Raw genomic sequence first — 25,733 nt, 5'->3', positions numbered from 1 at the left:
AAAAGGAACGGCCATTTTAATATGGCCGTTCCTTTTTAAATGATTGATTGGATAGGGGCAAAAATCATATGCTTATTATGCGCAATAGTAAAAATTCATCATACATTAGCTTGATGGATGAATCACTTTTTCTCTTTTATTAGAGGTATTAAGGAGAATAACTCCACCGATAATAAGGAGTAACCCAATTGCTGTTAAGGAGCTGAATGGTTCACCCCAAAAGAGTATTCCAATAAGGGCAGTGATTGCGGTACCAGTACCTGCCCATACAGCATAGGCTAAACTCAATGGAACGGTTCTTAAACATAGGGAAAGAAAGTAAAATGCCATAGCAAATCCAACTACAACCCCGATCGTTGGTAGAGGATTAGAGAAACCGTCAGACAATTTAAGCATCGTTGTACCAAATACTTCACTAATAATCGAAATTGCTAATAATAGATATCCTTTCATAGGAAAATCCTCCAATCATCCATTAGGCTCCACTGGATAGTTTTAATGAAACAACTCCTGCAATAATGCAAACCAATCCAATGAATTTTTTAAGATTAAATGTTTCTTTGTAAATCAAAATGCCGATAATCGCAGTCAATGCAGTCCCAGTTCCAGACCATAGAGCATATGTTGTACTTAATGGAAGGGCAGTTAGCGTAAGCGATAGACCATAAAAAGCTATCCCCATCCCAAAGATAACGCCTAAAGAAGGGAATAGCTTTCTGAAGCCATTGGATTGCTTCAACATCGAACTACCAAAAACTTCACCTAGCACAGCAATAATTAAGATAACAAATGGATTAATCAAAGGGATCGCCTCCTATTCAGTCATACGAAATAACTTTTCAATGACCTGTTCACGTAAATTTATATTTAAAGGCGCCATATCTAAAAGTTCCGAATAATAAAGTCCATCGATAGCAAGGCGTATAATACTTGCATCTACTGGATCTATCTTATCTTGTTCCACCTGATTTTGCATATATTGATAACCTTTAGATACACCTTCAGAAATATCAGGGTTAAGCATGGAAGTGGCCATAATCCCAACATTTAGCTTTGCATTATTATCTAAATCCCATTTGGAAACTTTGATCAATGCACGAGTCCATTTTCCCTTTTCAATTGGGTCCTCAGCTGCATACTGATTAAATAATATTGTAAATTGCTTAAAGATATAATCGGAAAGACCCTTTAATAAAGCGTCTTTATTTGGAAAATGATACAGTAATCCACCTTTACTAATCCCGGCATGATTGGCCACTGCATCTAGTGTCAGAGAATTAAAGTCGTTCTCAAGAATAAAGTCTGTTCCAGATTGTAAAATATGCTCTCGTTTTTTATCTGCTTTTGATTCCATTAGCACCTCTCCATTAACAGTGATATCTTTAAAAAGACCAACCAGACGGCTTGATTTAATTATACCGTCCAGACGGTTTTTTGTCAATAGTGATTTAAACATGTATGACTTCATCCATATATTACAAGTTACTATTCGTCATCTAGCCTTTATAATAGAACTAGGAGGGATAAGTAAATGTATATAAGTTTAGGAATCATCACATTACTAAGCTATTTCTGTTATAAAGGCTATCGTAATACACAATCAGTGGTTGTCAATCAGATTCAAGTAACGGAAGATAGACAGACGAAGAAAACAAATCCTCTAAGCATATTACAAATTTCTGATATGCATATTGAAAATATTTCTATAACCCCAGAACATTTGCAACAGCAACTCACCTCGCACGCTATTGATATCATTGCATTAACTGGCGATTTTCTAGATCGTAAGCGCAGTATACCCAAGCTTATTCCGTATTTAAAAACGCTAAGTGAGCTAAATCCTAAATATGGTGTATATGCTGTTTTTGGTAATCATGATTATGTATTAGATGAACACAATTTTGTCCAATTAAAGAAGTTATTAAATCAATATGGCATAAAAACACTTCAAAATGAGAATGAACGAATTGATATAGAAGGACAAACAATCAATATTATTGGCATTGATAATTTTAGTACGAATCATAGTAATATTAAGAAGGCTTATGAAGGTGTGAAGGAAGGTTGCAATTTAGTATTAACGCATGATCCAAATGTGGTACTGAAAATGGATGCCTACCCTTTCGATTATTTGCTTTCTGGACATTTCCATGGCGGACAAATTCATTGGCCGAAACCGTATCATCTTCGTAAAATGGGTGAATTAGTAAAAATGAATATGGTTAAAGGGCTTCACAAACTACATGGGCGCCCATTTTATATAAGTGAGGGGTTAGGCCAGACTGGTGTCAATCTCCGTGTCGGCAGTCGACCAGAGATTACGATACATCATATGTGTGTAGATAATCAAATAAAAGAAGTCATCTAAATAAAATGCCATCAGCAACATGTAAGCTGATGGCATTTTACCCTTTCATTACTTGACACTTCCACCGTAGCAATGATCTTTCAGCAAAAATTTAAATAGAAATATTGATAGATTAGTTATACAATTACACATAGAATTCATGCGATGTTTTGCGATAAATTCAATTCATGTTGTAATTTGGGGGAGGAGTTGAAATGGGATTTATTACTGGAAATCTAATGCTTATCTACTTGTTTATATTTATTATACATAGTATTGAAACATTAGCATATGCTGTAAGACTTTCCGGATCGAGGGTGCGGATGATTGCCTCGGCATTAGCATTGTTTAATGTGATGGTGATCGTTTCTAGACTAGCAAATATGATGCAGCAGCCGTTTACAGGTAGCTTAATAGATACGGCGCCACATCAACATACATTGCAATTTGTTGAATACCAATATCGGATGCTGATTGGTGCATCAACCGCTGGAACAGTCGCAGGTATTCTTCTATTTCCTACGTTTATAGCCTTGTTTTCTCGGGCTATCATACATTTATCAAACGAAAAAGGGTCAATACCAGCATTAATTCGAAAAGGCATATCGGTTGAATTTTTCTTTCGCGGGATAAGGCATATGCGTTTTCCTAGAATTTCTGATATGAAAAATGTTCATCTGAAGAACATTCCCATAAAATTATTTTTTATAAATATGCTCATCACGGCCATTTATACAATCGGAGTTTTGTCAGCGTTGTATGCATCCTTGATTATTCCAGAACGAGCTACTACCGCAGTGATGGCATCTGGACTTATCAATGGCGTGGCAACCATTCTGCTTGTTATATTTGTCGATCCGAAAATATCTGTTTTAGCAGATGATGTAGTTAATCAAAAAGGCAGTTACCATACATTAAAAGGAGTATCATTAATGATGATTACTTCTAGACTATTGGGAACCTTATTTGCGCAATTCCTATTTATACCAGGAGCAAAATACGTTGCTTGGTTTACGCAGTTTATTGTGTAAATCAAGCATTAAGAAAAAGCCATTTCTAATATTATTTGAATTTTAGTACAATTAATACAGAAAAGGGGGAAAATAAATGATTACTTCTATTATTAGTTCAGAGGATACATGGTTATTATGGGCATTTATGGCAGGATGGGCTGCCGTAAGTATTTACTTAGAGCAAACCTATCAATGGGCGTCTAAGATAACAGGAGCTATTATTGCTCTTGTTGGTGCGATGATTTTAGTTAATCTTAACGTAATCCCTAGCCAAGCTCCAGCATATGATACGGTTTGGAATTATGTCATTCCGCTCGCAATTCCGTTATTACTTTTTCAAGCAAATTTAAAAAAGATTTGGAACGAAAGTGGGAAGTTACTCATGCTATTCTTAATTAGTTCCATTGGCACAGTGATAGGTGGTTTTATAGCTTATTTTTCGATGCATCAATGGATACCTGAGGCAGCAAAAGTTACTGGTATGGAAACAGGCTCCTATACAGGTGGTGGTGTTAATTTTGCAGCGCTATCGGCAAAATTGAATGTTCCGGGAGAATTGGCTTCATCTGCAATTGTGGCGGATAATATATTAATGGCACTTTATTTTTTTGTTTTGATTTTAATGCCTACGTTAGCTTTTTTTCGGAGAAACTATCCAACACCATATATTGATGAGATGGAACAGAAAACAAAACAAACAAAGGGGAATGTTGGGGAGTATTGGAAAAGAAAGGATATATCACTTAAAGATATTGCCTTTGCAATTGGCTCGGCTTTTGCTCTCGTTGCAATTTCATTTAAACTTGCAGAAGTAATAGATGGATTGATTCCTGCTGGAGAAGAAGTTCATTTCTTGTTTAATTTGTTAAACGGCTTATTTGGAGATGGCTATTTGTTGTTAACGACAATTACTGTAATTGTTGTAACCGTTTTTAATCGTTTCTTCGAGCGAATACATGGAGCACAAGAACTTGGTACCTACTTCATTTATATTTTCTTTGTTGTCATTGGGGTACCAGCATCTCTGCCATTGTTAATCAGCAATGCACCATTGTTACTATTGTTTTTAGCTATTATGGTTTTGTTTAACATGTTGGTTACATTTACGATAGGTAAGCTTTTCAAATTTAGCTTAGAAGAAATGATCGTTGCAAGCAATGCAAACATAGGTGGACCAACCACAGCAGCTGCTTTTGCTATCGCTAAAGGCTGGACGAAGTTAATTGTACCAATTATGTTAGTTGGAACATTAGGGTATGTAATTGGAAATTATTTAGGAAGTATGGTGTATTACTTCTTACAATAGTTGCAATGACAAACTGGTCTAGTTAAACATTGATGGTATGTTTCTTATTTTAAGTTATAAAGTAGTCATACTTGAGCATAATGAGGGTAAACAATCAGGAAGTAAGGTGATTTTATGGATATCAATGATACGTTTCAACCAGGTGAGGTTGTTTACGTTATTATTCGAAACCCACATGCACAAGGTGTAGCGCAGGTCCAACAAGCAGCTGTAGTCGAAAATCCTGAACAACCACAAGATTTAGCGTTATTTTTATATGAAACATATTACCCGCTAACGGATGAAGTGGCTGTCTATAAAACTGCTGATGAAGCTGAAGAGGCATATCAAGCCGCATTTGGATTGCCGGAGCAAGAGGATTATCATGGTTAAGCCTTTTGTGCCGCAACTCGTATATGTAGAACCAAAAGCTTTAGATTATCCGCACGGAAAAAAATTAATTACTAAATTTGAAGACATGGGGATCGAAATTAGAGAAACGACTTCGCATAATCAAGTTCGGAATTTGCCTGGAGATAATCATTTTCAAAAATACCGGGTTGCTAAATCAACATTGGTTCTTGGGCTTCGAAAAACATTAAAGTTCGATACTTCAAAGCCATCTGCTGAATATGCTATTCCATTTGCTACTGGTTGTATGGGCCATTGCCACTACTGTTATCTGCAAACAACAATGGGAAGCAATCGTTCTTATGTTAATGTGGATGAGATATTTGATGCTGCAGAACAATATATGAGTGAACGAGCTCCGGAAATTACACGTTTTGAGGCTTCGTGTACATCAGATATTGTTGGTGTAGATCATTTAACGCATACATTAAAACATGCTATTGAATACTTTGGAAAATCAGAACACGGACGCTTACGATTTGTAACGAAGTTTGCTCATGTTGATCATTTATTAGATGCAGAGCATAATGGTCGAACACGTTTCCGTTTTAGTATTAATGATGACTATATTATTAAATATTTTGAGCCTGGAACATCAAGGTTGAATGAGCGAATTGAGGCAGCTGTTAAGGTGGCTGAGGCAGGTTACCCGCTAGGGTTTATTGTAGCACCAATTTAATTTACATGAAGGTTGGAAACAAGGATATCATGAGATGTTTGAAAAGCTAGAAGCTGCTTTGTCAGAAAAGGCAAAGAAAGATCTTACGTTTGAAATGATTCAACATCGCTTTACGAAGCCAGCTAAGCGAGTTATTCAAGAGAATTACCCAATGACCAAATTGGAATTAGATGAATCAAAGCGGAAGTGGAAATGGGGCAGGTACGGAATTGGGAAATACGTATATAAAGATAATGAACAGGAAGATATAAAAGATACACTTGGTGGATATATTAATCGGTATTTTCCCAATTCCAAAATTGAATATTTTACGTAATAAAATTGCCCGATACATCTTAGAGTATCGGGCAATTTCACTCGTTACTATCAACTACAATTCCCTTCTCATGCAAGTTTTCCAAACAGGTTTGTAAATAAGCTTCATTATGTTCTGGATAAAAAGGAAATTCATGAATTGAATACCTATGATCATGCATATAAAGTGTTTCGCTTGAATGCGGTTCACTAATTTTTCCGCGATAATAGGGATCTTCCCAAAGTGAATCTACATGATAACCTCGTTCTTTCATTTCATCCATAATATGCTGATGATAGAGGTAAAGTCGATACGGAGAATAATTGAATACATAATTTACAATAGAATGTTTCTTTCCCCAGCCATTTCCTCGTAGTGCACAACACTCACGATGCTGGCCTAATAATTGTTGTCTTGGTAATACAGGTATTAATTTTTCGTGCCAAAGTCGCATGGTCATCCTTCCTTTTTTGCGATTTATTTCTTTACATTGTAATATAGGTGAATATAGAAATGCTACGATTAGTAAGGAGTATTTATATGAATGAACGAACGAAAGCGCGTATAAGTTTCTTTATATATATTGGTTTATTAATAGTGTTTGATACATCTTACTCGTTTATGATCTTGAATTTGTTCTTAGCTTTTGCTGCACTTGAGTTATCCTTTTTATTGAGGCTATTTCACGTACAAAACAAACGGGAAATTCCAATGAGTGTTTTGTTTTTTATTGTGTTTCTTTTGCTCTCACCAAATGCCATTTATGTCGTAACCGATTTGATTCATTTAAATGTGTTTGCATTCGATTTTAAGGAGGGACTACAATTAAATGAGTGGTGGAACTTCACGATTTTGGTTTCGGGGGTAATTTTAGCGATATATTATTATGTAAATATGATAAAACAAGTTTACTTTTACAGTAATGATATCACAAGTGCAAAATGGTTATTCTTCGTATTTATACTTTTATCAAGCATAGGTGTCTTTATTGGCAGATTCTTACGCTTCCATTCTATTCATCTCTTTACCGAACCAGTAACTCTAATCGTACGTTTCATAGAAGCGATTGATTTTTCAGCTGTACTTTTTATTAGTTGGATGAGTATATTGCAATTCCTAATTTGTTGGCTTTTTTTGGATGGAACAGGTGAAGCACATGATAAATGATCTACAATTATATCTTACTACAGGATTTATTCTTTTATTTGTATCACAATGTTATATTACCTATATACTTTACCAACAACAACATTCGAAGTTATGGTTTTTCATTGGAATGATGCTTCCCCTTGGCATGAATCTTTATATCTACCAGATTTGTTACATTGAAAAACAGGTAGATAATGATTTTGGTCAATTAACAGGAAAAGAAAGGAAGCAATTACGAAAAGCCTATCTCTTCGTTTTGGCTCAATATTTAGTGCTTTTTGCTTTATTTGGTGGATATGTTACTCCATAATAGAAAAAGTGAGTTATTAACAGTTGACAATATACCTATAGGGGTATATTATATGGTTGTAGTTACTATTCAAGGAGGGCAATATGTACGTAGCTCTAATTATTATTGTTAGTCTGTTCATTTTCTTTTTGTATAGAAGATATATACCTGTATTTGGCATTCAGAAAATAAACCTTCATCCGTTATCGAATAGCGTTTCATATACAATTGTTGATACAAGGGATTATCAAATTTCATCACAAGATAAGATCGATGATGCTTGCTGTCTCCCAATTCCATACTTGCATCGACATTATAATGATTTGCCCAATTGCAATTTAATTATTGTTGCCAAAGATCATGTAGATAAAAATTTGAGTTCTCGGATTCTACGGAAGAAAGGCAAGCATATTATTGGTTATCATTTAAAAAAATAGACAAGGAGAGTGGCTTATGAAATATGATGATCATCTTAAAAACAGATTGAAACGAATGCAAGGGCAAGTTAATGGTTTGATTAAAATGATGGAAGATGAGAAAGATTGTCGGGAGATTGTAACGCAGATGTCAGCGGTCAGAAGTGCGATTGATCGAACAGCTGCGCTGGTTGTCAGTAAAAATCTCGAACAATGTATAAGAGATGAAAAGAGAGTGGAGAAAGTTCGGAGGCGCTTATTCAAGAAGCAGTTGAACTTCTTGTCAAAAGCAGATAATAAATGAACTACAATAGGATGAAAATGGGTTGTATAACCCTATTTTTAAAACAAATTATAATACCCATAGGGGTAACTGTATAATGGAGGAGGATTCAAAATGACAGAAACCAAGAAAACGACAATTGTATTATTTAGCGGCGATTATGACAAAGCTATGGCAGCTTATATTATTGCAAATGGTGCTGCTGCTTACGATCACGAGGTGACAATTTTTCATACTTTTTGGGGGCTTAATGCGCTGCGGAAAGAAAATCAAGCACCAGTTAAAAAAGGTTTTTTAGAAAGCATGTTTGGAAAAATGATGCCCAAAGGAACTGATAAAATGGGATTGTCAAAAATGAACTATTTGGGAATGGGACCAAAAATGATTAAAAGCGTCATGAAGAAGCACCATGCCATGCCACTCCCTCAGCTTGTTGAAATGGCTCAGGAGCAAAACGTAAAATTAATAGCTTGTACAATGACGATGGATTTACTTGGACTCCAAAAGGAAGAATTACTTGACGACATAACGTATGGAGGGGTTGCTGCCTATATTGGGGATGCAGAAGATGGTAATGTAAATCTTTTTATATAATTTTTTGTTTTATATTATACCTATACAGGTATATGTTGATGGAAGTTAGGAGGAAATATGATGAATGAAATTACAACCGATGAATTAGCTAAAAAGCTAAATAGTGGAGAAAAGCTAAGCATTATTGATGTTCGTGAAAATGAAGAGGTAGCCGAAGGGAAGATTCCTGGTGCAACACACATTAAATTAGGGGAAATACCTGATCGGCTAAATGAACTAGATTTAGCAGAGCATCAGTATATGGTCTGTCGCTCCGGTGGTAGAAGTGCGAAAGCTGCTGCATTTTTAGCAGAAAAGGGTTATAAGGTGACAAATGTTGCTGGTGGCATGTTGGATTGGAAAGAAGAAGTAGAAAAATAGGAGGCCCAAAATGAGTATACAAGCAAATAAAGTACTAGATGCTAAAGGACTGGCTTGCCCCATGCCAATTGTGAAAACAAAAAAAGCAATTAAGGATTTGGAACCCGGTCATGTAATTGAAGTTCAAGCAACAGACAAAGGCTCGACAGCTGATATTGAAGCTTGGGCAGAAAGTACAGGTCATCACTATTTAGGTACGGTCGAAGAAGAAGATGGTTTAAAACATTACTTGCGTAAAGCGAGCGACGTTGAGTCTCGAGGAGAAAATAACCATCAGAAGGTAGTCAATCTTGATCATTTACAGCAAAAATTAGATGGCCATGCATCCGTGGTTATTCTTGATGTTCGAGAACCCGCTGAATTTGCATTCGGTCATATCCCAGATGCTATTAATATTCCTTTGGGTGAACTATCTGATCGGATGGATGAATTAAATAAGAATGAACAGATATATGTCATATGTCGTACAGGGAATCGAAGTGATTTAGCTGCTAAAAAATTAAGCGAAGAGGGATATGACCATGTAACGAATGTCGTACCTGGGATGAACGCTTGGGAGGGTACTGTTGAAGAACAAAAATAGGAAGCATAAATGATGTCAATCACAGCAATAATAGCAGCAAATGGAAGTCCTGTTTGATGCTTATAAAGTATTTAAATGGCACTGCAGCATCAATTATTGATTATGCCAAAGCTGCCAATATCTCATTATCATTTGAAGTAGGAGGGAGATAAACATGGCACAAACCATGTCAACAACAGAGTTAGCTGAAAAAATCATTAATTATGAAGAAACGACGATTTTAGATGTTCGGAATACAGAGGAGTTTGATGATTGGAAAATTGAAGGTGGCAATGTTGAAATCATTAACGAACCTTATTTTAATTTATTAGATGGTGTTGAATCCATCGGTGATAAATTAGATAAAGACAAGGAAATTATTGTTGTCTGTGCGAAGGGGGGTTCATCAGAAATGATTGCTGATCTTTTAGAAGAAGCAGGATTTACGAATGTGTATAGTTTAGAAGGTGGTATGAAAGCCTGGAGTGAACACTTAGAGCCAGTTAAAATTGCCGATCTAAAGGATGGCGGAGAATTATATCAATTTGTACGTCTCGGTAAAGGCTGCCTTTCTTATTTTGTAGAATCGAATGGAGAAGCAGCAGTAATTGACCCTGCTAGAATGATCGATGTATATATAAGATTTGCTGAAGAAAAAGGGGTACAAATTAAACACGTACTTGATACCCATTTGCATGCGGATCATATATCAGGAGGAAGAAAGTTAGCTGAAGAGACAGCAGGATCTTATTATCTACCTCCAAAAGACGCAACGGAGGTTACATTTAATTATCAACCTCTTCAAGAAGGCAATGATATTATGGTTGGCAATACCCAAGTAAGTGTTCAGCCTGTATATTCACCGGGTCATACAATAGGAAGTACCTCATTTATTATCGATGATGCTTACCTATTAACTGGAGATATTTTATTCGTGAAATCAATTGGTCGGCCGGATCTCGCAGGATTCGCAGAAGACTGGGTTGGGGATTTACGTGAAACACTTTACTCAAGATATAAAGACCTATCAAAAGAATTAATTGCATTACCCGCCCATTATACTTTTGCAGAAGAATTAGGGAAAGGTGGACAAGTAAGTGCCCGTCTAGGAGATCTTTATGAAAAGAATACCGGTTTACAAGTGGAGAATGAAAATGACTTCCGTAAAATGGTTACAGAAAATCTACCGCCACAGCCGAATGATTATCAGGCTATTCGAGAAACAAACATGGGGAAAATCAATCCCGAGCATGAAAAACAGAAAGAAATGGAGACAGGTCCTAACCGTTGTGCGGTAGAAGGCTAAAATGAAAATTTTTACCACTGTCGAGGTATATACAAACTAAGCGAAGCTCCTTCATATACTCAAATTGAAGTGAAGGTCTTACAATGAGTGCTATGATAGATAATTTAAAGGAGGAAATAAAGATGGAGTCAACTAAAATATTAGATGCAAAAGATTTGGCATGCCCAATGCCAATTGTTCGAACAAAGAAAGCAATGCAAGAATTGAATGTTGGTGATGTATTAGAGGTTCATGCAACAGATCAAGGTGCAAAAAGTGATTTAACTGCTTGGGCAAAAGCAGGTGGTCATGAATTATTACAAGACACAGAAGAAGATGCGGTATTAAAATTTTGGATAAAAAAAGGATAAGGGCGGCTCACTTAGGTGAGCCCCTTATATGTTAAGGGGGGAGAAAAGAATGGAATATAGTCTATTATTTATGATAACTATTTTTCTCATTGGCTTTATCGGTTCATTTATTTCGGGAATGGTTGGTATTGGAGGCTCAATCATTAAATATCCGATGCTTTTATATATCCCTGGATTCGTAGGACTAACGGCATTTACGGCACATGAAGTAGCCGGAATCAGTGCGGTACAAGTATTATTTGCTACGATAGGTGGTGTATGGGCATATCGTAAAGGTGGGTATTTAAATGTATCACTGATTCTTTATATGGGGATAAGCATTTTAATTGGCAGCTTTATAGGTGGATACGGATCACAATTTTTGCCTGATAGTGGGGTTAATTTAATTTATGGTGTGCTTGCGACACTTGCAGCTATCATGATGTTTGTACCGAAGAAAGGGATCGATGACATTCCGATGGACCAAGTTATATTTAACAAATGGCTGGCAGCATTGCTTGCTTTGTTTGTTGGAATAGGAGCGGGGATTGTTGGTGCTGCTGGCGCCTTTATTTTGGTTCCAATTATGCTCCTTGTGCTTAAAATACCAACTCGGATGACAATAGCAACTTCACTAGCTGTCACATTCATTTCATCGATAGGAGCAACAACAGGAAAACTATTAACCGGTCAGGTTTTATTTATACCAGCGATTATTATGATTGTTGCAAGTTTAATTGCTTCCCCATTAGGAGCTAATCTTGGGAAAAAAGTAAATACAAAATTATTGCAATGGTTCCTTGCATTGCTGATTTTAGGAACAGCAATTAAGATTTGGTTGGATATTTTACTGTGAAACTATCAATCTATTTATTATTGGAAAGACCCTTTATTCTTCAAAGGGCCTTTTTGATTGCATGTGTATTTGTCTATTCACTCGATTTTCTAATTCAGGAGAAGCTTTAGATAGATAGTTCAAAACAATTCTTCTAGTAGAAAAAGATATACCAGCAAGATCAGCAGCCAAATTGTTTACTAAATGCTCTTGCTGTATTGCAGAAAGCGATTGATAATAATCACCAGCTTGAGAAAAATCATCTTGCTTCAGAATATCCGACCTTACGAGTTTCCCCTCTACATATCTTCCCTTGCCACTTGTAATAAGATTGCCTGGCCACCAATCCTTCTGATGATTGACCGGTACATCTCGGAAGTTAGGTCCAATTCGTCTACGTTGCGAGTCCCAATAGATATTAGCGCGTCCTTGTAACATTTTATCATCCGATAATTCTGCTCCTTCTAGGAGATTGGAAGGAGAAAAAGAAATTTTTTCCACTTGTTCCATATAATTATCTGGATTACGATTTAAGACCATTTTTCCAATAGGTAGTAATGGGTATTCTTGTTCATTCCAAACCTTGGTATCATCTAGTGGATCAAAGCTGAGGTTAGCAGTGTCATCAGGATCCATAAGTTGAACGTATAATCCATATTGAACGGTCTTCCCGGCAGCGAGCGTATTGTACAAATCTTCTCCAGCAATATCTGGTTTTTCTCCAGCTAATTTTGTTGCTTCCTGGCTATTTATATACTCTACTCCCTCAAAAGGAATCCAATGGTATTTCAAGAAACGACGAACTCCCTGGGCATTTCTCCATACGTACGTATTTACGCTATGACCAGGTATATGACGAAAGCTTTTCACTGTTCCTGCATCAGAATAGATTCGTACAACAAAATGTATGGATTCAGGAGCTCTCGCGACGAAACTCCAGAATCTTTCAGGATCGATGAGATTATTTTTAGGGGAGGGTAAGAAAGCCTTGATGGATTCTGGGAAACGGATAGCATCTCGTACAGAGAATACAGGAATGTGATTACAGATTAAATCAAATATACCTTCATCTGTATAAAACTTTGTGGAAAATCCGCGTACATTACGGGATGTATCTGGTGTACCTTTTGTGCTTACAGCAAGCGAAAATCGAACAGCAACTGGAACTTTTATCCCTGATTTTTGTAAGAATGGCAGCTTGGTATACGCAGACATAGGATGCATCGTTTCAAAATAACCAAATGCTCCAAATCCTTTAACATGTACTGGTCTTTCGATAATTTTTTCGTGCACAAATGATTCCAATGTTTCATGTAAAATATTATCTTGTTCTAAGACAGGTCCCTGTTTACCGACGGTTTGTGAATGTAATTCGGCAGGTATATCTTCTGCCCACTTTAAGTGATCCCGATTATCTGCTGATTCATTTTTCTTGGTTTGCTTCAGTAGTGGTTGTTGAGGAGTTGTTTTACGGTTTTCTGTTTTTTTATTGCCAGGTATTTTTTGTCCGCTTGATTTTTCTTCAGCGTGAGCTGAAGCTGTTTCATTGATCCAGATTTTTGCGTTAGGCGATGTATGATTCGAGTTATTTCTCTCAGCTTGTGTTTGAGGTGTTTCTTCATGATGTTCATGCATACCGTTACCTCCATGTATCTGTTTGAACTTCGTGCCATACGGTATTATTTATGTAGATCTCAATTTAATTATGTATGGACAAACAATAGGAAGGTAACAGTTAGCATATCATGAATCAAGTTTCTAGAAATTGCGTTCATCCACTTGAAAATTACTTGTTACTAGGAGTAAGCTATGTTTGTAACCGAAAAAGGTTAAATGGTAATAATTAATAGCATATAATGGGTATTGAAAAAGGAGCGTAGATGATAGTGGAATATTTCTTATCTTTGCATCCAGTGGCACAGGCAGCTGTTGCAACGCTATTCACTTGGGGAATGACTGCACTTGGTGCTGCTTTGGTTTTTACAACAAAAAATTTTAATCAACGATTATTAGATAGTATGCTTGGATTCGCTGGCGGTGTCATGATAGCAGCAAGTTTTTGGTCACTGCTTTCTCCAGCATTGGATATGGCAGAAGAGAGCGGGACAGTACCGTGGATCCCAGCTGCTGTTGGGTTTATGCTTGGTGGCATATTTCTGTGGGGAATTGATAAGATACTGCCGCATCTGCATCCGACATCTCCAATGAAAGAAGCGGAAGGAATACATGCAACAAGGAAGAAACGTAGTACTTTGTTAGTTTTAGCAATAACATTACATAATATCCCAGAAGGATTAGCGGTAGGTGTTGCCTTTGGTGCAATTGCACAAGATTTGTCTACTTCTACCATGGCGGGAGCAATCGCATTAGCTATTGGTATTGGGATACAAAACTTTCCTGAAGGGCTTGCGGTATCAATGCCACTGCGGAGAGAAGGAATGTCTCGACGAAAAAGTTTTATGTATGGGCAGTTTTCCGGTATGGTAGAACCAATAGCCGGTATTATTGGAGCTGTTGCAGTTACATTTATTCAGCCATTATTACCATATGCATTAAGTTTTGCTGCGGGTGCGATGATATTTGTTGTTGCTGAAGAAGTTATTCCAGGATCACAAGAAGAAGGTAATAAAGATCTTGCATCTATGAGTTTAATGGTCGGGTTTACCATCATGATGATACTAGATGTCGCACTTGGATAGGGACATAAAAGAGAGACAACACAGTAATTTAGCTAAATAATAATCCAAACGATTATCTGCATATACATAGTTATATTCGGATAGTAGTTTGGATTATTATTGTTTTTTTATGGTGGTGATTACCTCAAGGAAAGGGAAGCATTGGCCATGAAGCATAGTACATGAACTGCTGCTGCGGAAACAAAAAGCGTTAATTACTACTACTACCTAGCCCATAGAAAGCATGCCGTATTATTTAACAGGTTAGAGCTATTCTTTCCAGACATTTTTATATCATCTGAACTGGAACCCATTGCCTGACACTATTAATCATCCATATGTTGCTTATTTGTGACAGTTCCTCCAAGTGAAGCACTTTCTCTTTTATTACTCCTTCATCCAATAGCTTCTGTCGAAACGTCCCCGCTAATAATCCACACTCAATAGGAGGGGTATAAAACATACCTTTCATTTCAACTACTAAATTTCCAATTGTAAATTCAGTTAATTCTCTCTGATCATTCCATAATAAAACGTCAGATACCTGAGGTTGTTTGGATAAAAAGTCATGGTACATCGAACGATTCGTCGTTTTATGATAATAGAAAATATCCTGATTATTAATAGGAGAATCTGCTAAAGTTGCATATGTTATTAGATTCGAATGGTCTTGTGAAAATATTTGGTTTTCAATTAGGATGGCTCCGTTTTTTGATACGCGCACGCGTATTTTATAGCTTCCATTTAGATGTGTCTGAGCAATATTTTGTAATTGTTGGGTTAATTCATTGATATCAAGTGTAAAGTTAAAATAGGCAGCGGAGGATTGAATCCGAGCTAAATGATAATCTAATAAAAAGAACGTTCCATTCGATAATTTTATCGTCTCAAGTAATTCAAACGTAGATTCTTGTTTTTGCAAGAAAAGAGCTTTTGTAAGTGTTTCTTCATATTCATCTTCTGAATTAGAATCCCAAGTAATTCCACCACCGACACCATATGTAGCATCCCCAGTTGAATTATCTATTAGCACAGTACGAATTGGTACATTAAATACAGCTTCTTTCTCCGGGGTAATATAACCAATCGTGCCACAATAAACATCTCGTGAAGAGGATTCTACGTCATGAATTATTTTAGTTGTATTAATCTTTGGAGCTCCGGTAATGGATCCACATGGAAATAACGCTTGGAAAATAGGAACAATATCAATATCATCTTCTACCATAGCAGTAACAGTTGAGGTCATTTGCAGAACAGTTGGGTACCGTTCAATGGTAAATAACTGTGGTACCTGTACACTTCCAGGTTTAGCAATGGCACCTAGATCATTACGCAGTAAGTCTACGATCATTACATTTTCTGCACGATTTTTCTCAGAATGATGAAGCCAATTTGCTAGTTCAGCATCTTCTTTCTGCGATCTCCCTCTTCTGATCGTTCCCTTCATTGGTTTTGTTGTGATTTTTCCATCCTTTAAATGAAAGAATAGTTCTGGTGAAGAAGATAAAATGGAATGCGAACCAATGTTTAAATATGCGGAGTAATTGGCAGATTGTGCTTGTTTCAACTGCTGATAGTAGCCAAGTGAATCACCATAGAAGTTACTCTTTAAGCGGATGGTATAGTTTACTTGATATGTTCCCCCATCTTCAATATGGTTTTTAATTTTGGTTATGTTAGTTTGGTATTCCTCAACGGATGTAGTCGGTTGCCATTCGTCGATAAAGTAATTTCCTGTCTCTATTACAGGTTGCTCTACAGGTTTATTAAATATTCCAAACCATAACAATGGCATGTTATACGTTTGATGCACATGAAATGCTGATTCAAATGCAGGTGCTGCTTCATAGGAAAGATAACCAGCTGCATAATATCCAGCGTCTACATATGCTTGGACAGATTGTAAAGCAGACATAACCTCTGTATCTGTAGAAGTTTCAATAATGGCTATTGGGTCTTTGAATAGTAAAGGATGTTTCTTACTGGAATCGGTTAAAAAATCAAATAATAGGAACGGTTGGGTTTTATTTGGTTGCATGTAGTATCTTCCTTTTTATACAATCTATGTTTATATCAGGGTTGCAAGGTATTAGCAACAATTTTTTCTGACAGATATGTGGATGTTTGCGAATGCGTTACGAAAAAATTTTGCAATAATAATAAGCCTTGATCAGACAGAATAGATTCTGGATGAGCTTGTATGCCTTCAATCGAATATTGTTTATGCCGAATAGCCATGATTTCACCATCCATTGTTGTAGCACTGATATCAAAACAATTAGGGAGGGAGATATCATTGACAATTAATGAATGGTATCTAGTAACCCGAAGCGGATTATTTAAATTTGTAAATATCCCTTGATTATCATGATAAAGCTCTGATACCTTTCCGTGCATCGGTTGCTGCGCTTTTTGAATCGCTGCTCCAAAAGCTTGCGCAATAATTTGATGACCTAAGCAAATCCCGATAATCGGGATCTCTTGATGTAAAAAATGTACAAGGTCTAAACAAATCCCTGCATTATCTGGTGTTCCTGGTCCAGGTGAAAGGAGAATTGCTGAAGGCTGTAATTGTCTAATCTCTTCTATTGTAATGGCATCATTTCGTATAACTTTTACTTGATGATCAAGTTGTTTTACATATTGAACAAGGTTAAATGTAAATGAGTCATAATTATCGATGACGAGAATCATAGTTGTTCCTACTCTCTTATTTACTACTTTAAAGGTATTATAGCAGATTTAGCTAATTACGCATAAGCTTGTACAGCATAAAGTGCTTGCTGCAAATCTTCAATAAGTTCGTCTGCTTGTTCAATACCAACAGAAAAACGCAATAGGCGATCGTCAATACCTCGTTTTATCCGTTCTTCTTTTGGAATATCTGCATGGGTTTGGGTCGCAGGGTATGTAATAAAGCTTTCTACTCCTCCTAAACTTTCCGCGAATATAATTAATTGAAGCTGTTGCAAGAAGTGATCAACCCACGCACTATTGTGAAGCCGGAAGGATAACATACCACCTTTTCCAGGGTATAAGACATCATTAATCATTGGATGTTCTTCTAAAAAGGAAACCATTGCTTTGGCATTTGATTCCTGTTTTTCAATACGTAAAGCTAATGTTTTTAACCCCCTTATCAGTAACCAAGAATCGAAAGGGGATAGTACTGCCCCTGAGGCATTATGGAAATTAGCGAGTTTTTCACATAGGTCTTTCCCTTTTGCGATCACTAAACCAGCTAACACATCGTTATGCCCTCCAATATACTTGGTTGCACTATGAATAACAATATCCGCTCCTAGCTCAAGAGGACGTTGTAATAATGGCGTATAAAAAGTATTATCAACAATGAATAATAAGTTGAATTGTTGTGCAACTTTTGCAATATGCGCGATGTCCATTTCTTGCATTAGAGGGTTAGTGGGTGTTTCGATAAAAATTGCTTTCGTCTTTTGTGAAATCCGTTGTTTAGTTTCCGTATCATCTTTTAAATTTGTATACGTTGTTTTAATATCGTAAGCTTCTGCATAATGCTGTAACAACCGATAAGTTCCGCCGTAAACATCATCCAATACTAGTAATTCATCACCAGCACGAAACAATGAAAATACTAATTGAATTGCAGCCATACCAGAACTACAGGCGTAACCATGATCACCTGATTCTAAGTTTGCTATGCCTTCTTCCAGTAAGGATCGAGTAGGGTTTTTTGTTCTTGTATAATCATAACCTGTTGATTGACCTAGACCTTGATGCTGGTATGCTGTAGATAGGTAAAGCGGAGGATTTACTGCTCCTGTTTTTTCGTCGCTTTTGTTCCCCAATTGTACTAACTCCGTTTCTATACTTCTTTTTTTCATGTATAATCATCCCTTCATTTCAACAAATAAAAACCCTCTTCTCACGGATTAAGAAGAGGGTTTTTGCAGTACAATAGATTTAACTCTTCTTATCTTTATGCTATGCTGCATCTGGAATTGGCACAGTACTAAAAGTCTGCTGCCGAGGCTTCAAAGGGCCAGTCCCTCCACCTCTCTGGATAAGAATACAGTATATAATTGTTGAAAATAGATTACATGGGTTTAATGCAATTGTCAAGGTTGCTTGTAGCATTTATTAGGAATAAGAATCATGATAAGATAACAGAGGAAAAGGGATTGCTATTTTTCAAATATACTTAGAAAAGGTTGGAGAGATTGATGTTAGAAGTGATTGTTCAAAACGGTGAGGAAGCAATACATGCTGAAAATTTTGGTGCTAATCGATTAGAACTCGTAACAGCTATAAGTGAAGGTGGTTTGACACCCAGTTATGGTACAATCAAACACGTACTAAAGAACGTATCTATTCCAGTTCAAATTATGATCCGCCCGCATAGCTATCATTTTAATTATACCTCTTCTGATTTAGAGATTATCATCGAAGATATAAGACAGCTTGCTAAACTAGGGGGATTAAGAATCGTGTTTGGGGCTGTAACAGCTGATTATAAAATCAATACTGCAATTCTAGATCAAATAATACAAGCAGCACCGAATATAGATATTACCTTTCATCGTGCATTTGATGAAGTCGAAGATCAAGTGAACGCCTATTACACATTAACCCAATATAAACAACATGTAAAAAGAATTTTAACATCTGGTGGAAAGGAAAATTGCCAAGCCGGTCAAAATAATTTGGAATCATTAGTTAACCTTGCAAACCAATTACAAGGTCCTGAAATCATGCCAGGGGGAGGCTTGACACCTTCTAATCTGGAACCTATTCATAAGCAAGTACAAGCAGGTCAATATCATTTTGGCAGGTCTTTAAGAATAAAGGGAGATTTCAAGCATTCATTTGATCCGTTAAACTTTAAAAAAGTTGTTAATGTATTAAATAGTTCATATAAACAAGAGAGGAACTAAAATTAATTATTAAAGCGGAATAAACATTCTATTCTATATATCGGAAATAGGCCATGTACTTCGTGGAACATCTGCTGCTAAGGTGAAGGATCCTCGGGTTCTTGGTGTTCATAGGAGTCATGCCTATTTTATTTGCTTTGATTTTACGAACAAGGTACAGTCGATTTTTTAGCTAGATGCTTTTTCTCTCCCGTTTACTTCTAAAATAATTGTAGGAAGTAGTTATAGGATTTGAGCTGTTCTTCAAACGAAGCTACTGGGAAGAACGACCACCCCATCTGTCTCATGTATTCTTCATAGTTATCCTGAATGGTAAGTTGCTGTAGCGCCATCTGGACATGTATATGTCGTACATTATCATTTTTCATCATTAATGCAGACAAATAATTTGTATTTGACATGTTTTTAGCAGAAGTATGTGATTCCATAGCGATCCATTGATTCGTTTCATTCAAAGCTGTGGGCGACATAGCATGTAATTTTTGAGAAATAACATCGGCTTCACTTGGTAAAGGGGGCAGTTCCACTAGTTGCGTTTGGTAAGGGTTAATTAAAGCTAACATAACTAGCACATGATTGTATAACACAGAGGATTGCATTACAAGTATATCTTTTAATATTTGATCTGTTGCCAAGTTATTATAGTCTTGTAACTTATGTAACGCACCTTTATGAGCAGTCAAGTGTTCAGTCATTAATCCAAGGTCGATTACGGGTAACTGATTCATATAGAATCACCTCTCCTTATTAGATAGGTATCTTTATACATTATGTTGTTTAGAACAATATATTCGACCTTGATAGGAGGATTTATAAGTAATCCATATTGACAAATGCGTGTGTAGTTTCTAATTGACCTTTCAATTGCTTCGCATGTATATCAGCTCCTTGCACCCAATTTTCTAAATTAAAAATGAGTGGTTTGCGATCTCCACCTAAAGCAAACCATGCTTTTCTTACCTCTGGAAAGTACATAGCGGTATGCAATGTTCCCGCCCAAGCACCATACTTTTTGGAAAAAACTCCTTTATCGGTATCGTTTAACATTCGGAAAGCATGATAAGGTTTTATTGCATCAGCTTGAAGCGTTTGTATTGCTTGATACCTTTGGGAAGAATCATCCATACGATATCGGTTTTCATCCGTTAGTTGTTCAAAATGGTTGGTACATATATTGGATTTTTGCAGAGCGATTGACCGAGGTGATGCTTCAATAATAATTGATTGCCTGTTGCGGTCAATGACACAATAACTAAATGAATGGCGATGGGGAATTTCTTTTAGTAACGAGATCGCATCTCCGATCGTTGCGCAATTTTCTAATACGATTCTACCAATCATATTACATAGGAAACCATCTTGTGATTTTTTACGGTTTATAAAGTTATACCCCATTGCAAGTCCTTTCTCATTCATTCCATCTGTTCTTCCTGTAATTTGCATTGTCGGCCCAATTGTAGCAAAGCCATGATCTGTAGGCTGGTAGATAGCGTATCGTCCTTCATAAGAAGAAGGGTCGTTATCATAATTTCGAACCAGATAATGAGAACCCGTGTATATGGAGCAGCCACTCCTGCCGTATTCTAAATAATAGCCTCCAAAATCTTGGATCGCATCTTCCATTTTCATTGATAAAGCATCTGCTAGACCTTTTAATTCCTCCCAAATACCAGGGGCGAAATGATGTAACATTTGTTTAACCGTATTTATATCAACAATAAAATGCCGAAATTTTTGGGATTCCCATTGGATTTTACGATTGTGCAAAATGGGAGATTGCTTAAGCAATTTCCCTTGGTAAACACCGTAATCATAGTGTGATCCGCGAAATTGAATAACATCACTATATACTTGTTTCATTACAGTCTCCTTTAAAAAGATAGTATGGTTAATTGAATGAAACACCTTGAGTTTACTTTATTATAAAGAATAAGGATATGAATATGCTTATTGAATGACAAAAGGTGAGCTTTGCTTATCATGGAGTTGCTTGTTTGTCAATAGAATACAAAAAAGTTGCCGAGCCTATTAAACTGTACTCGACAACTTGTTCAACTTACATAGAAAACAGGTGATAAATATTAATCTTTACGCTTTTGTTCATTCGTCTTATTATTAAATTCATTCTCACTTGCAAATTCAACATCACCACGTTGTTTATTATGCTTATTTCGATTATTTTGTTTACCTTTATCTTTGTTTCGATTCTTATTTTCCTCAGACATACCAAAACCTCCTAAAGTTAAGAATAGGTATAGCATGTCCGAATAAAAAAAAGCTATGCAAATACGGCTTGAATTCTTTTGTTGACACAAAACGTAACACCAGTTATGATAGAAAAATAAATCTGACTAATTTTATCAGAAAAGGATGTTTTGGATGACAACAAAGGTTCAACCGATCAATGAAGTAAAAGATCCAATCCCTAAAGACAATACGGGGTTAAATAAATCACAGACGCCATTAATTATTGGCGGATTAGTTGTAGCAGCACTTCTGTTAATCTATTTACTAGTTACACAGCAAGTTGCTCAACCTTTGCTCTTAGTAATTGGGCTCTTGCTTGGATATACACTGTTCCATGCGCGTTTTGGTTTTACTTCTGCTTTTAGGAGATTTATGTCGGTAGGAAATGGGCAAGCACTTCGTTCCCATATGCTTATGTTGGCAGTAGCGGTAACATTATTTGCGCCTATATTAGCGTTTGGATATTCCTTCTTCGGAGGAGAAGTAGCTGGATACGTATCACCAGTTGGTGTAAGTCTCTTAGTAGGAGCATTTATGTTTGGAATTGGTATGCAGCTTGGAGGAGGCTGTGCCTCAGGTACGCTGTATGCTGTAGGTGGTGGACGTTCCGTTATGTTTGTAACCTTATTGTTCTTTATTGTTGGCTCGACAATTGGGGCAAAGCATTTAACATTTTGGACAGAAGACTTACCATCATTCGAACCAATTTCTCTAGCAACCTCAACTGGACTTGGATATGGGGGAGCATGGATTGTATCCATTGCATTATTTGGTTTAATCGCGTGGATTACATTAGTTGTAGAACGAAAACGAAAAGCCCCTAAAATGGCACCAGTACCTTCAACGAAAGGGTGGAAACGCATCTTCCGCGGATCTTGGCCACTCTTTGCTGCGGCAATTGTATTAGCAGTTTTAAATGCATTAACATTAATGACTCGTGGTGCCCCGTGGGGGATTACCTCAGCATTTGCACTTTGGGGTTCAAAAGTAGCTCAATTCTTTGGAGTTGACGTTACCAGTTGGGGGTATTGGCAAGGTGCCAATGCTCAAGTACTAGAATCATCTATCTTTGCAGATTCGACAACAGTGCTTAATTTAGGTGTTATCCTCGGTGCTTTTCTAGCTTCTGCAGCGGGTGGATTATTTAAATTTACGAAATTAAATCTAAAAAATATAGCTGCATCGATTATTGGTGGTCTTTTAATGGGATATGGTGCAAGATTAGCATTTGGATGTAATATTGGTGCATATTTTGGTGGCATAGCATCCTTTAGCTTACATGGGTATATATGGGGAATACTCGCCTTAGCTGGGACATTTATTGCGCTATATCTTCGACCATTATTTGGACTATCCGTTCCAAAATCTAAGGACTCCTTTTGTTAAAAGTAGAATTGAACTATCGCAAAATTATTTTGCGGTAGTTTTTTTCTTTCATACCACTATGTTAGCGCTTTCTTCGAGATGGATAATTTGATCCAGGAAGAAATTCCCTTTAATTTTTACGTTATTTTTATATACTTTTAATCATAGATTAATAGATTCTCAGTAAGATATGGGTGGACAAAATTAGTAAAGGAGGAAGTATCTTGATTAGTAAAGGGTCTAGAAAAAAAATACTATCTGTTGCTGTTATGACAACTTTAGTATTCGGAAGCTTTGCTACAAGTAGTTTAGAAGTTGAAGCTAAGTCGTATAAGTCGAATCAAGGCAAGGTGAAAAATGTTATTTTTTTGATCGGTGATGGAATGGGTCCTGCCTACACGACAGCATATCGATCGTTCAAAGACAATAAAGACCCATATGTTGAAGAGACAGCATTTGATAAACATTTAGTAGGGATGCAGCAAACGTATTCTTGGGATCCAGAAGAAAGTATTACTGATTCTTCAGCAGCAGCCACTTCCCTATCTTCTGGAATCAAAACCTATAATGGTGCAGTTGCTGTTGATATGGAAAAGAATGAAGTGAAAACCGTATTAGAAGAAGCTAAAGATCGAGGAAAAAGTACTGGTCTTGTGTCTACATCTCAGGTAAATCACGCAACCCCTGCATCTTTTGGTGCACATGATGAATCACGTAATAATTATAATGATATCGCAGATGATTATTTCGATGAGAAAATTGATGGCCAGCATAAAGTTGATGTTATTTTAGGCGGTGGAACATCTTACTTTGAAAGGGAAGATCGAAATCTAGCAGAGGAATTTGAAGATGCTGGATTTAGTTATGTTCATACCAAAGAAGAGATGCTAGAAGATGATAATGAGCAAATTCTTGGACTTTTCGCCCCTGTTGGCCTTGATAAAGCGATCGATCGTCCAGAAGAACAGCCAACATTGGAAGAAATGACGGATACGGCATTAAGCAAATTGAGTGAAAATAAAGATGGCTTTTTTCTGATGGTAGAGGGAAGCCAAATTGACTGGGCAGGACATGATAATGATATTGTTGGTGCAATGAGTGAAATGGAAGACTTTGAGAAAGCTTATCAACGGGCAATTGAATTTGCTAAAAAGGACAAGCATACATTAGTTATTACAACTGCAGATCATTCTACAGGTGGATTGACTATGGGAATCGATGGGGAATATAAATGGGATCCAACGCCATTGAAAGCAGCGAAGCGTACTCCGGATTACATGGCAGCTGAAATTAGTGAAGGTGAAGATGTTGAAGATGTCTTAGAAGAATATATTGATTTAGATTTAACCGAAGAAGAAATTGATTCAGTAGAAGATGCGGCTGAAGAGGAGGATACAACAGAAATTGACAATGCAATTGAACGCATTTTTGATCTTCGCTCTGGTACAGGTTGGACTACTGGTGGACATGATGGTGTAGACGTCAATGTTTATGCTTATGGCCCTCAATCAGATCAATTTATCGGTTTACATGATAACCACCAGGTCGGTTTAAAAGTTATTGATATACTGAAAAACGTTCGGAGCGTAAAACCGCATAAATAAAGGTAGTTCTAGACCCCATTATGCACAATATGGGGTCTTTTCTATCTAACGGATGAGGAGGTTTAACTATCTATGTTAAAAGGGTTATATGCTGTTCTTGCATTTATTTTGATCCTATCCGGATGTGCCAAGCAGGAGGAAAATGCAGAGGCTGAAAATAAGCAAAATCAAACGGAATCAATCGACATGGAAGAGGAAGAAAGAACAATTCAAGAGGTCAATGATGATCGTGATTATGTTGATAATCCACAAGCTCCTGATACACGCTCACTCAATGAGATTGGTGACCAATTTGAAGACGAAGATGGGAATATTACGCTTGAAGCAATCACAGATTATCAAAAGATGCATAGCATAGGGCCTATTCAAATGAGTATTCGTGATGTAAAGGTCGTGAATTTTTCTCCAGCAATGCATTTAGTTGATTACTTTCATGGTTTTACACATAACGAGGAAAATTTTAACTATATTAAAATGTACGTAACAATTGAAAATACGTCTGATCAAATGGTTAATTTTGCACCTGTATCGATATTGGAAACAGAAGCAGGAGAGAAAAAAGATTTTGAAGATGATTTTTACTTACAAAATCTTTATGGAGATCTCTCCGCTGGTCAGAAAAAAACAGGAGAACTCGCTTTTATTTTAGAAGAGACAAATATAGAACAAATTGGAACTATATCCTTAATCACCAGCGATGTCTTTGATAAGGAAAATCAATCCATTGAACAAGGAAAAGAAATTACAATTGAATTTTAGTAACGCGGTCA

At 36.6% G+C, this 25,733-nt stretch carries 29 protein-coding genes, 2 pseudogenes and 1 riboswitch; of the genes and pseudogenes, 20 read left to right on the top strand and 11 right to left on the bottom strand.

Annotated features, from left to right (window positions below):
* Nucleotides 1–105 precede the first annotated feature (105 nt).
* The 3 genes from M948_RS38575 to M948_RS38565 are packed head-to-tail and all read right to left on the bottom strand — an operon-like array spanning nt 106 to nt 1,456.
* Nucleotides 106–453 (bottom strand): DMT family transporter, encoded by a 348-nt coding sequence (locus tag M948_RS38575; RefSeq protein ID WP_021291907.1) that lies wholly within the window; start codon nt 451–453, stop codon nt 106–108.
* Nucleotides 454–475: 22 nt separating this feature from the next.
* Nucleotides 476–799 carry a DMT family transporter gene (locus M948_RS38570; RefSeq protein WP_031335669.1) on the bottom strand — a complete coding sequence of 108 codons (324 nt, stop codon included), beginning with the start codon at nt 797–799 and terminating at the stop codon, nt 476–478.
* Nucleotides 800–814: 15 nt separating this feature from the next.
* Nucleotides 815–1,456, bottom strand: a complete 642-nt coding sequence (locus M948_RS38565; protein WP_306465033.1) for a TetR/AcrR family transcriptional regulator — start codon at nt 1,454–1,456, stop codon at nt 815–817.
* 75 nt (nt 1,457–1,531) lie between these two features.
* On the opposite strand from M948_RS38565, the gene M948_RS38560 reads away from it, so the two are divergent.
* From M948_RS38560 to splB, 5 genes and pseudogenes are all read left to right on the top strand, one after another.
* Nucleotides 1,532–2,368: a metallophosphoesterase gene (locus M948_RS38560; RefSeq protein WP_021291904.1), complete on the top strand. Its 837-nt coding sequence runs from the start codon at nt 1,532–1,534 to the stop codon at nt 2,366–2,368.
* Between the two features lie 194 nt (nt 2,369–2,562).
* On the top strand, nt 2,563–3,378 hold the full coding sequence (locus M948_RS38555) for a lipid II flippase Amj family protein (protein ID WP_021291903.1): 816 nt from the start codon (nt 2,563–2,565) through the stop codon (nt 3,376–3,378).
* A gap of 76 nt (nt 3,379–3,454) precedes the next feature.
* Nucleotides 3,455–4,666 carry a DUF819 family protein gene (locus M948_RS38550; RefSeq protein ID WP_021291902.1) on the top strand — a complete coding sequence of 404 codons (1,212 nt, stop codon included), beginning with the start codon at nt 3,455–3,457 and terminating at the stop codon, nt 4,664–4,666.
* A gap of 114 nt (nt 4,667–4,780) precedes the next feature.
* Complete coding sequence (locus M948_RS38545) at nt 4,781–5,038, top strand: transcriptional regulator SplA domain-containing protein (protein WP_021291901.1); 258 nt, start codon at nt 4,781–4,783, stop codon at nt 5,036–5,038.
* A pseudogene (splB, locus tag M948_RS38540) lies at nt 5,031–6,051 on the top strand (spore photoproduct lyase). The gene M948_RS38545 and the pseudogene splB overlap by 8 nt, the downstream one beginning before the upstream one ends.
* 37 nt (nt 6,052–6,088) lie before the next feature.
* Here the strand turns inward: splB and M948_RS38535 are convergent.
* On the bottom strand, nt 6,089–6,484 hold the full coding sequence (locus M948_RS38535; RefSeq protein ID WP_021291900.1) for a TIGR02328 family protein: 396 nt from the start codon (nt 6,482–6,484) through the stop codon (nt 6,089–6,091).
* 86 nt (nt 6,485–6,570) lie between these two features.
* Here M948_RS38535 and M948_RS38530 point away from each other — a divergent pair, with 86 nt between their 5' ends.
* From M948_RS38530 to M948_RS38485, 10 genes and pseudogenes are all read left to right on the top strand, one after another.
* On the top strand, nt 6,571–7,197 hold the full coding sequence (locus M948_RS38530) for a DUF1361 domain-containing protein (RefSeq protein WP_021291899.1): 627 nt from the start codon (nt 6,571–6,573) through the stop codon (nt 7,195–7,197).
* A complete protein-coding gene (locus M948_RS38525) occupies nt 7,187–7,489 on the top strand; it encodes a hypothetical protein (protein ID WP_021291898.1) in 303 nt (100 codons plus the stop codon). The genes M948_RS38530 and M948_RS38525 overlap by 11 nt, the downstream gene beginning before the upstream one ends.
* Before the next feature lie 83 nt (nt 7,490–7,572).
* Nucleotides 7,573–7,905: a hypothetical protein gene (locus tag M948_RS38520; RefSeq protein WP_021291897.1), complete on the top strand. Its 333-nt coding sequence runs from the start codon at nt 7,573–7,575 to the stop codon at nt 7,903–7,905.
* Between the two features lie 16 nt (nt 7,906–7,921).
* A pseudogene (locus tag M948_RS38515) lies at nt 7,922–8,181 on the top strand (metal-sensitive transcriptional regulator).
* Between the two features lie 100 nt (nt 8,182–8,281).
* Complete coding sequence (locus M948_RS38510) at nt 8,282–8,761, top strand: DsrE/DsrF/DrsH-like family protein (RefSeq protein ID WP_021291896.1); 480 nt, start codon at nt 8,282–8,284, stop codon at nt 8,759–8,761.
* Between the two features lie 60 nt (nt 8,762–8,821).
* Nucleotides 8,822–9,121, top strand: coding sequence for a rhodanese-like domain-containing protein (locus M948_RS38505; protein WP_021291895.1), 300 nt, complete (start codon nt 8,822–8,824; stop codon nt 9,119–9,121).
* Nucleotides 9,122–9,131: 10 nt separating this feature from the next.
* Complete coding sequence (locus M948_RS38500; RefSeq protein ID WP_021291894.1) at nt 9,132–9,704, top strand: sulfurtransferase TusA family protein; 573 nt, start codon at nt 9,132–9,134, stop codon at nt 9,702–9,704.
* Nucleotides 9,705–9,858: 154 nt separating this feature from the next.
* A complete protein-coding gene (locus M948_RS38495; RefSeq protein ID WP_021291892.1) occupies nt 9,859–10,989 on the top strand; it encodes an MBL fold metallo-hydrolase in 1,131 nt (376 codons plus the stop codon).
* Nucleotides 10,990–11,111: 122 nt separating this feature from the next.
* Entirely contained in the window at nt 11,112–11,339 is a 228-nt protein-coding gene (locus M948_RS38490) for a sulfurtransferase TusA family protein (protein ID WP_021291891.1), read from the top strand.
* Nucleotides 11,340–11,388: 49 nt separating this feature from the next.
* Nucleotides 11,389–12,174, top strand: coding sequence for a sulfite exporter TauE/SafE family protein (locus tag M948_RS38485; protein WP_021291890.1), 786 nt, complete (start codon nt 11,389–11,391; stop codon nt 12,172–12,174).
* 33 nt (nt 12,175–12,207) lie between these two features.
* Here the strand turns inward: M948_RS38485 and M948_RS38480 are convergent, their stop codons facing one another.
* Complete coding sequence (locus M948_RS38480; RefSeq protein ID WP_021291889.1) at nt 12,208–13,788, bottom strand: catalase; 1,581 nt, start codon at nt 13,786–13,788, stop codon at nt 12,208–12,210.
* Between the two features lie 245 nt (nt 13,789–14,033).
* Between M948_RS38480 and M948_RS38475 the strand changes: the two genes are divergently transcribed.
* The gene (locus M948_RS38475) at nt 14,034–14,852 is read left to right on the top strand and encodes a ZIP family metal transporter (RefSeq protein ID WP_021291888.1); all 819 of its coding nucleotides are present in this window, start codon (nt 14,034–14,036) and stop codon (nt 14,850–14,852) included.
* A gap of 268 nt (nt 14,853–15,120) precedes the next feature.
* On the opposite strand, the gene pabB is transcribed toward M948_RS38475, so the two are convergent.
* The 3 genes from pabB to M948_RS38460 are packed head-to-tail and all read right to left on the bottom strand — an operon-like array spanning nt 15,121 to nt 18,697.
* Nucleotides 15,121–16,872, bottom strand: a complete 1,752-nt coding sequence (gene pabB, locus M948_RS38470; RefSeq protein ID WP_021291887.1) for an aminodeoxychorismate synthase component I — start codon at nt 16,870–16,872, stop codon at nt 15,121–15,123.
* 35 nt (nt 16,873–16,907) lie between these two features.
* Entirely contained in the window at nt 16,908–17,528 is a 621-nt protein-coding gene (locus M948_RS38465; RefSeq protein WP_021291886.1) for an anthranilate synthase component II, read from the bottom strand.
* A gap of 56 nt (nt 17,529–17,584) precedes the next feature.
* Nucleotides 17,585–18,697: a methionine biosynthesis PLP-dependent protein gene (locus M948_RS38460; protein WP_021291885.1), complete on the bottom strand. Its 1,113-nt coding sequence runs from the start codon at nt 18,695–18,697 to the stop codon at nt 17,585–17,587.
* An 86-nt stretch (nt 18,698–18,783) separates the two neighbouring features.
* A riboswitch (SAM riboswitch) is annotated at nt 18,784–18,883 on the bottom strand.
* A gap of 153 nt (nt 18,884–19,036) precedes the next feature.
* Between M948_RS38460 and M948_RS38455 the strand changes: the two genes are divergently transcribed.
* The gene (locus tag M948_RS38455) at nt 19,037–19,747 is read left to right on the top strand and encodes a copper homeostasis protein CutC (protein WP_021291884.1); all 711 of its coding nucleotides are present in this window, start codon (nt 19,037–19,039) and stop codon (nt 19,745–19,747) included.
* 200 nt (nt 19,748–19,947) lie between these two features.
* Here the strand turns inward: M948_RS38455 and M948_RS38450 are convergent, their stop codons facing one another.
* The 3 genes from M948_RS38450 to M948_RS43495 all read right to left on the bottom strand — a co-directional run bounded on the left by M948_RS38450 (nt 19,948) and on the right by M948_RS43495 (nt 21,972).
* On the bottom strand, nt 19,948–20,475 hold the full coding sequence (locus M948_RS38450; RefSeq protein WP_021291883.1) for a hypothetical protein: 528 nt from the start codon (nt 20,473–20,475) through the stop codon (nt 19,948–19,950).
* A gap of 82 nt (nt 20,476–20,557) precedes the next feature.
* Complete coding sequence (locus M948_RS38445) at nt 20,558–21,607, bottom strand: C45 family autoproteolytic acyltransferase/hydolase (protein ID WP_021291882.1); 1,050 nt, start codon at nt 21,605–21,607, stop codon at nt 20,558–20,560.
* A gap of 221 nt (nt 21,608–21,828) precedes the next feature.
* Nucleotides 21,829–21,972: a hypothetical protein gene (locus M948_RS43495; RefSeq protein ID WP_021291881.1), complete on the bottom strand. Its 144-nt coding sequence runs from the start codon at nt 21,970–21,972 to the stop codon at nt 21,829–21,831.
* Between the two features lie 154 nt (nt 21,973–22,126).
* On the opposite strand from M948_RS43495, the gene M948_RS38440 reads away from it, so the two are divergent.
* The 3 genes from M948_RS38440 to M948_RS0122155 all read left to right on the top strand — a co-directional run bounded on the left by M948_RS38440 (nt 22,127) and on the right by M948_RS0122155 (nt 25,722).
* Nucleotides 22,127–23,380: a YeeE/YedE family protein gene (locus tag M948_RS38440; RefSeq protein ID WP_021291880.1), complete on the top strand. Its 1,254-nt coding sequence runs from the start codon at nt 22,127–22,129 to the stop codon at nt 23,378–23,380.
* A 248-nt stretch (nt 23,381–23,628) separates the two neighbouring features.
* On the top strand, nt 23,629–24,963 hold the full coding sequence (locus M948_RS38435; RefSeq protein WP_051170075.1) for an alkaline phosphatase: 1,335 nt from the start codon (nt 23,629–23,631) through the stop codon (nt 24,961–24,963).
* A 72-nt stretch (nt 24,964–25,035) separates the two neighbouring features.
* Nucleotides 25,036–25,722 carry a hypothetical protein gene (locus M948_RS0122155; protein WP_021291878.1) on the top strand — a complete coding sequence of 229 codons (687 nt, stop codon included), beginning with the start codon at nt 25,036–25,038 and terminating at the stop codon, nt 25,720–25,722.
* Nucleotides 25,723–25,733 lie beyond the last annotated feature (11 nt).

This window comes from Virgibacillus sp. CM-4, from assembly GCF_000445495.1.
In the GTDB taxonomy this organism is placed as follows: Bacteria; Bacillota; Bacilli; order Bacillales; family Amphibacillaceae; genus Virgibacillus; species Virgibacillus salexigens.
This window is presented reverse-complemented; position numbering and strand designations above follow the sequence as displayed.

Bases quoted from the DNA above. Each gene is read 5' to 3' on its own strand.
- M948_RS38575 (WP_021291907.1), bottom strand. From the start codon at position 453: ATGAAAGGATATCTATTATTAGCAATTTCGATTATTAGTGAAGTATTT.
- M948_RS38565 (WP_306465033.1), bottom strand. From the start codon at position 1,456: ATGTTTAAATCACTATTGACAAAAAACCGTCTGGACGGTATAATTAAA.
- M948_RS38560 (WP_021291904.1), top strand. From the start codon at position 1,532: ATGTATATAAGTTTAGGAATCATCACATTACTAAGCTATTTCTGTTAT.
- M948_RS38555 (WP_021291903.1), top strand. From the start codon at position 2,563: ATGGGATTTATTACTGGAAATCTAATGCTTATCTACTTGTTTATATTT.
- M948_RS38550 (WP_021291902.1), top strand. From the start codon at position 3,455: ATGATTACTTCTATTATTAGTTCAGAGGATACATGGTTATTATGGGCA.
- M948_RS38545 (WP_021291901.1), top strand. From the start codon at position 4,781: ATGGATATCAATGATACGTTTCAACCAGGTGAGGTTGTTTACGTTATT.
- M948_RS38535 (WP_021291900.1), bottom strand. From the start codon at position 6,484: ATGCGACTTTGGCACGAAAAATTAATACCTGTATTACCAAGACAACAA.
- M948_RS38530 (WP_021291899.1), top strand. From the start codon at position 6,571: ATGAATGAACGAACGAAAGCGCGTATAAGTTTCTTTATATATATTGGT.
- M948_RS38525 (WP_021291898.1), top strand. From the start codon at position 7,187: ATGATAAATGATCTACAATTATATCTTACTACAGGATTTATTCTTTTA.
- M948_RS38520 (WP_021291897.1), top strand. From the start codon at position 7,573: ATGTACGTAGCTCTAATTATTATTGTTAGTCTGTTCATTTTCTTTTTG.
- M948_RS38510 (WP_021291896.1), top strand. From the start codon at position 8,282: ATGACAGAAACCAAGAAAACGACAATTGTATTATTTAGCGGCGATTAT.
- M948_RS38505 (WP_021291895.1), top strand. From the start codon at position 8,822: ATGAATGAAATTACAACCGATGAATTAGCTAAAAAGCTAAATAGTGGA.
- M948_RS38500 (WP_021291894.1), top strand. From the start codon at position 9,132: ATGAGTATACAAGCAAATAAAGTACTAGATGCTAAAGGACTGGCTTGC.
- M948_RS38495 (WP_021291892.1), top strand. From the start codon at position 9,859: ATGGCACAAACCATGTCAACAACAGAGTTAGCTGAAAAAATCATTAAT.
- M948_RS38490 (WP_021291891.1), top strand. From the start codon at position 11,112: ATGGAGTCAACTAAAATATTAGATGCAAAAGATTTGGCATGCCCAATG.
- M948_RS38485 (WP_021291890.1), top strand. From the start codon at position 11,389: ATGGAATATAGTCTATTATTTATGATAACTATTTTTCTCATTGGCTTT.
- M948_RS38480 (WP_021291889.1), bottom strand. From the start codon at position 13,788: ATGCATGAACATCATGAAGAAACACCTCAAACACAAGCTGAGAGAAAT.
- M948_RS38475 (WP_021291888.1), top strand. From the start codon at position 14,034: ATGATAGTGGAATATTTCTTATCTTTGCATCCAGTGGCACAGGCAGCT.
- pabB (WP_021291887.1), bottom strand. From the start codon at position 16,872: ATGCAACCAAATAAAACCCAACCGTTCCTATTATTTGATTTTTTAACC.
- M948_RS38465 (WP_021291886.1), bottom strand. From the start codon at position 17,528: ATGATTCTCGTCATCGATAATTATGACTCATTTACATTTAACCTTGTT.
- M948_RS38460 (WP_021291885.1), bottom strand. From the start codon at position 18,697: ATGAAAAAAAGAAGTATAGAAACGGAGTTAGTACAATTGGGGAACAAA.
- M948_RS38455 (WP_021291884.1), top strand. From the start codon at position 19,037: ATGTTAGAAGTGATTGTTCAAAACGGTGAGGAAGCAATACATGCTGAA.
- M948_RS38450 (WP_021291883.1), bottom strand. From the start codon at position 20,475: ATGAATCAGTTACCCGTAATCGACCTTGGATTAATGACTGAACACTTG.
- M948_RS38445 (WP_021291882.1), bottom strand. From the start codon at position 21,607: ATGAAACAAGTATATAGTGATGTTATTCAATTTCGCGGATCACACTAT.
- M948_RS43495 (WP_021291881.1), bottom strand. From the start codon at position 21,972: ATGTCTGAGGAAAATAAGAATCGAAACAAAGATAAAGGTAAACAAAAT.
- M948_RS38440 (WP_021291880.1), top strand. From the start codon at position 22,127: ATGACAACAAAGGTTCAACCGATCAATGAAGTAAAAGATCCAATCCCT.
- M948_RS38435 (WP_051170075.1), top strand. From the start codon at position 23,629: ATGACAACTTTAGTATTCGGAAGCTTTGCTACAAGTAGTTTAGAAGTT.
- M948_RS0122155 (WP_021291878.1), top strand. From the start codon at position 25,036: ATGTTAAAAGGGTTATATGCTGTTCTTGCATTTATTTTGATCCTATCC.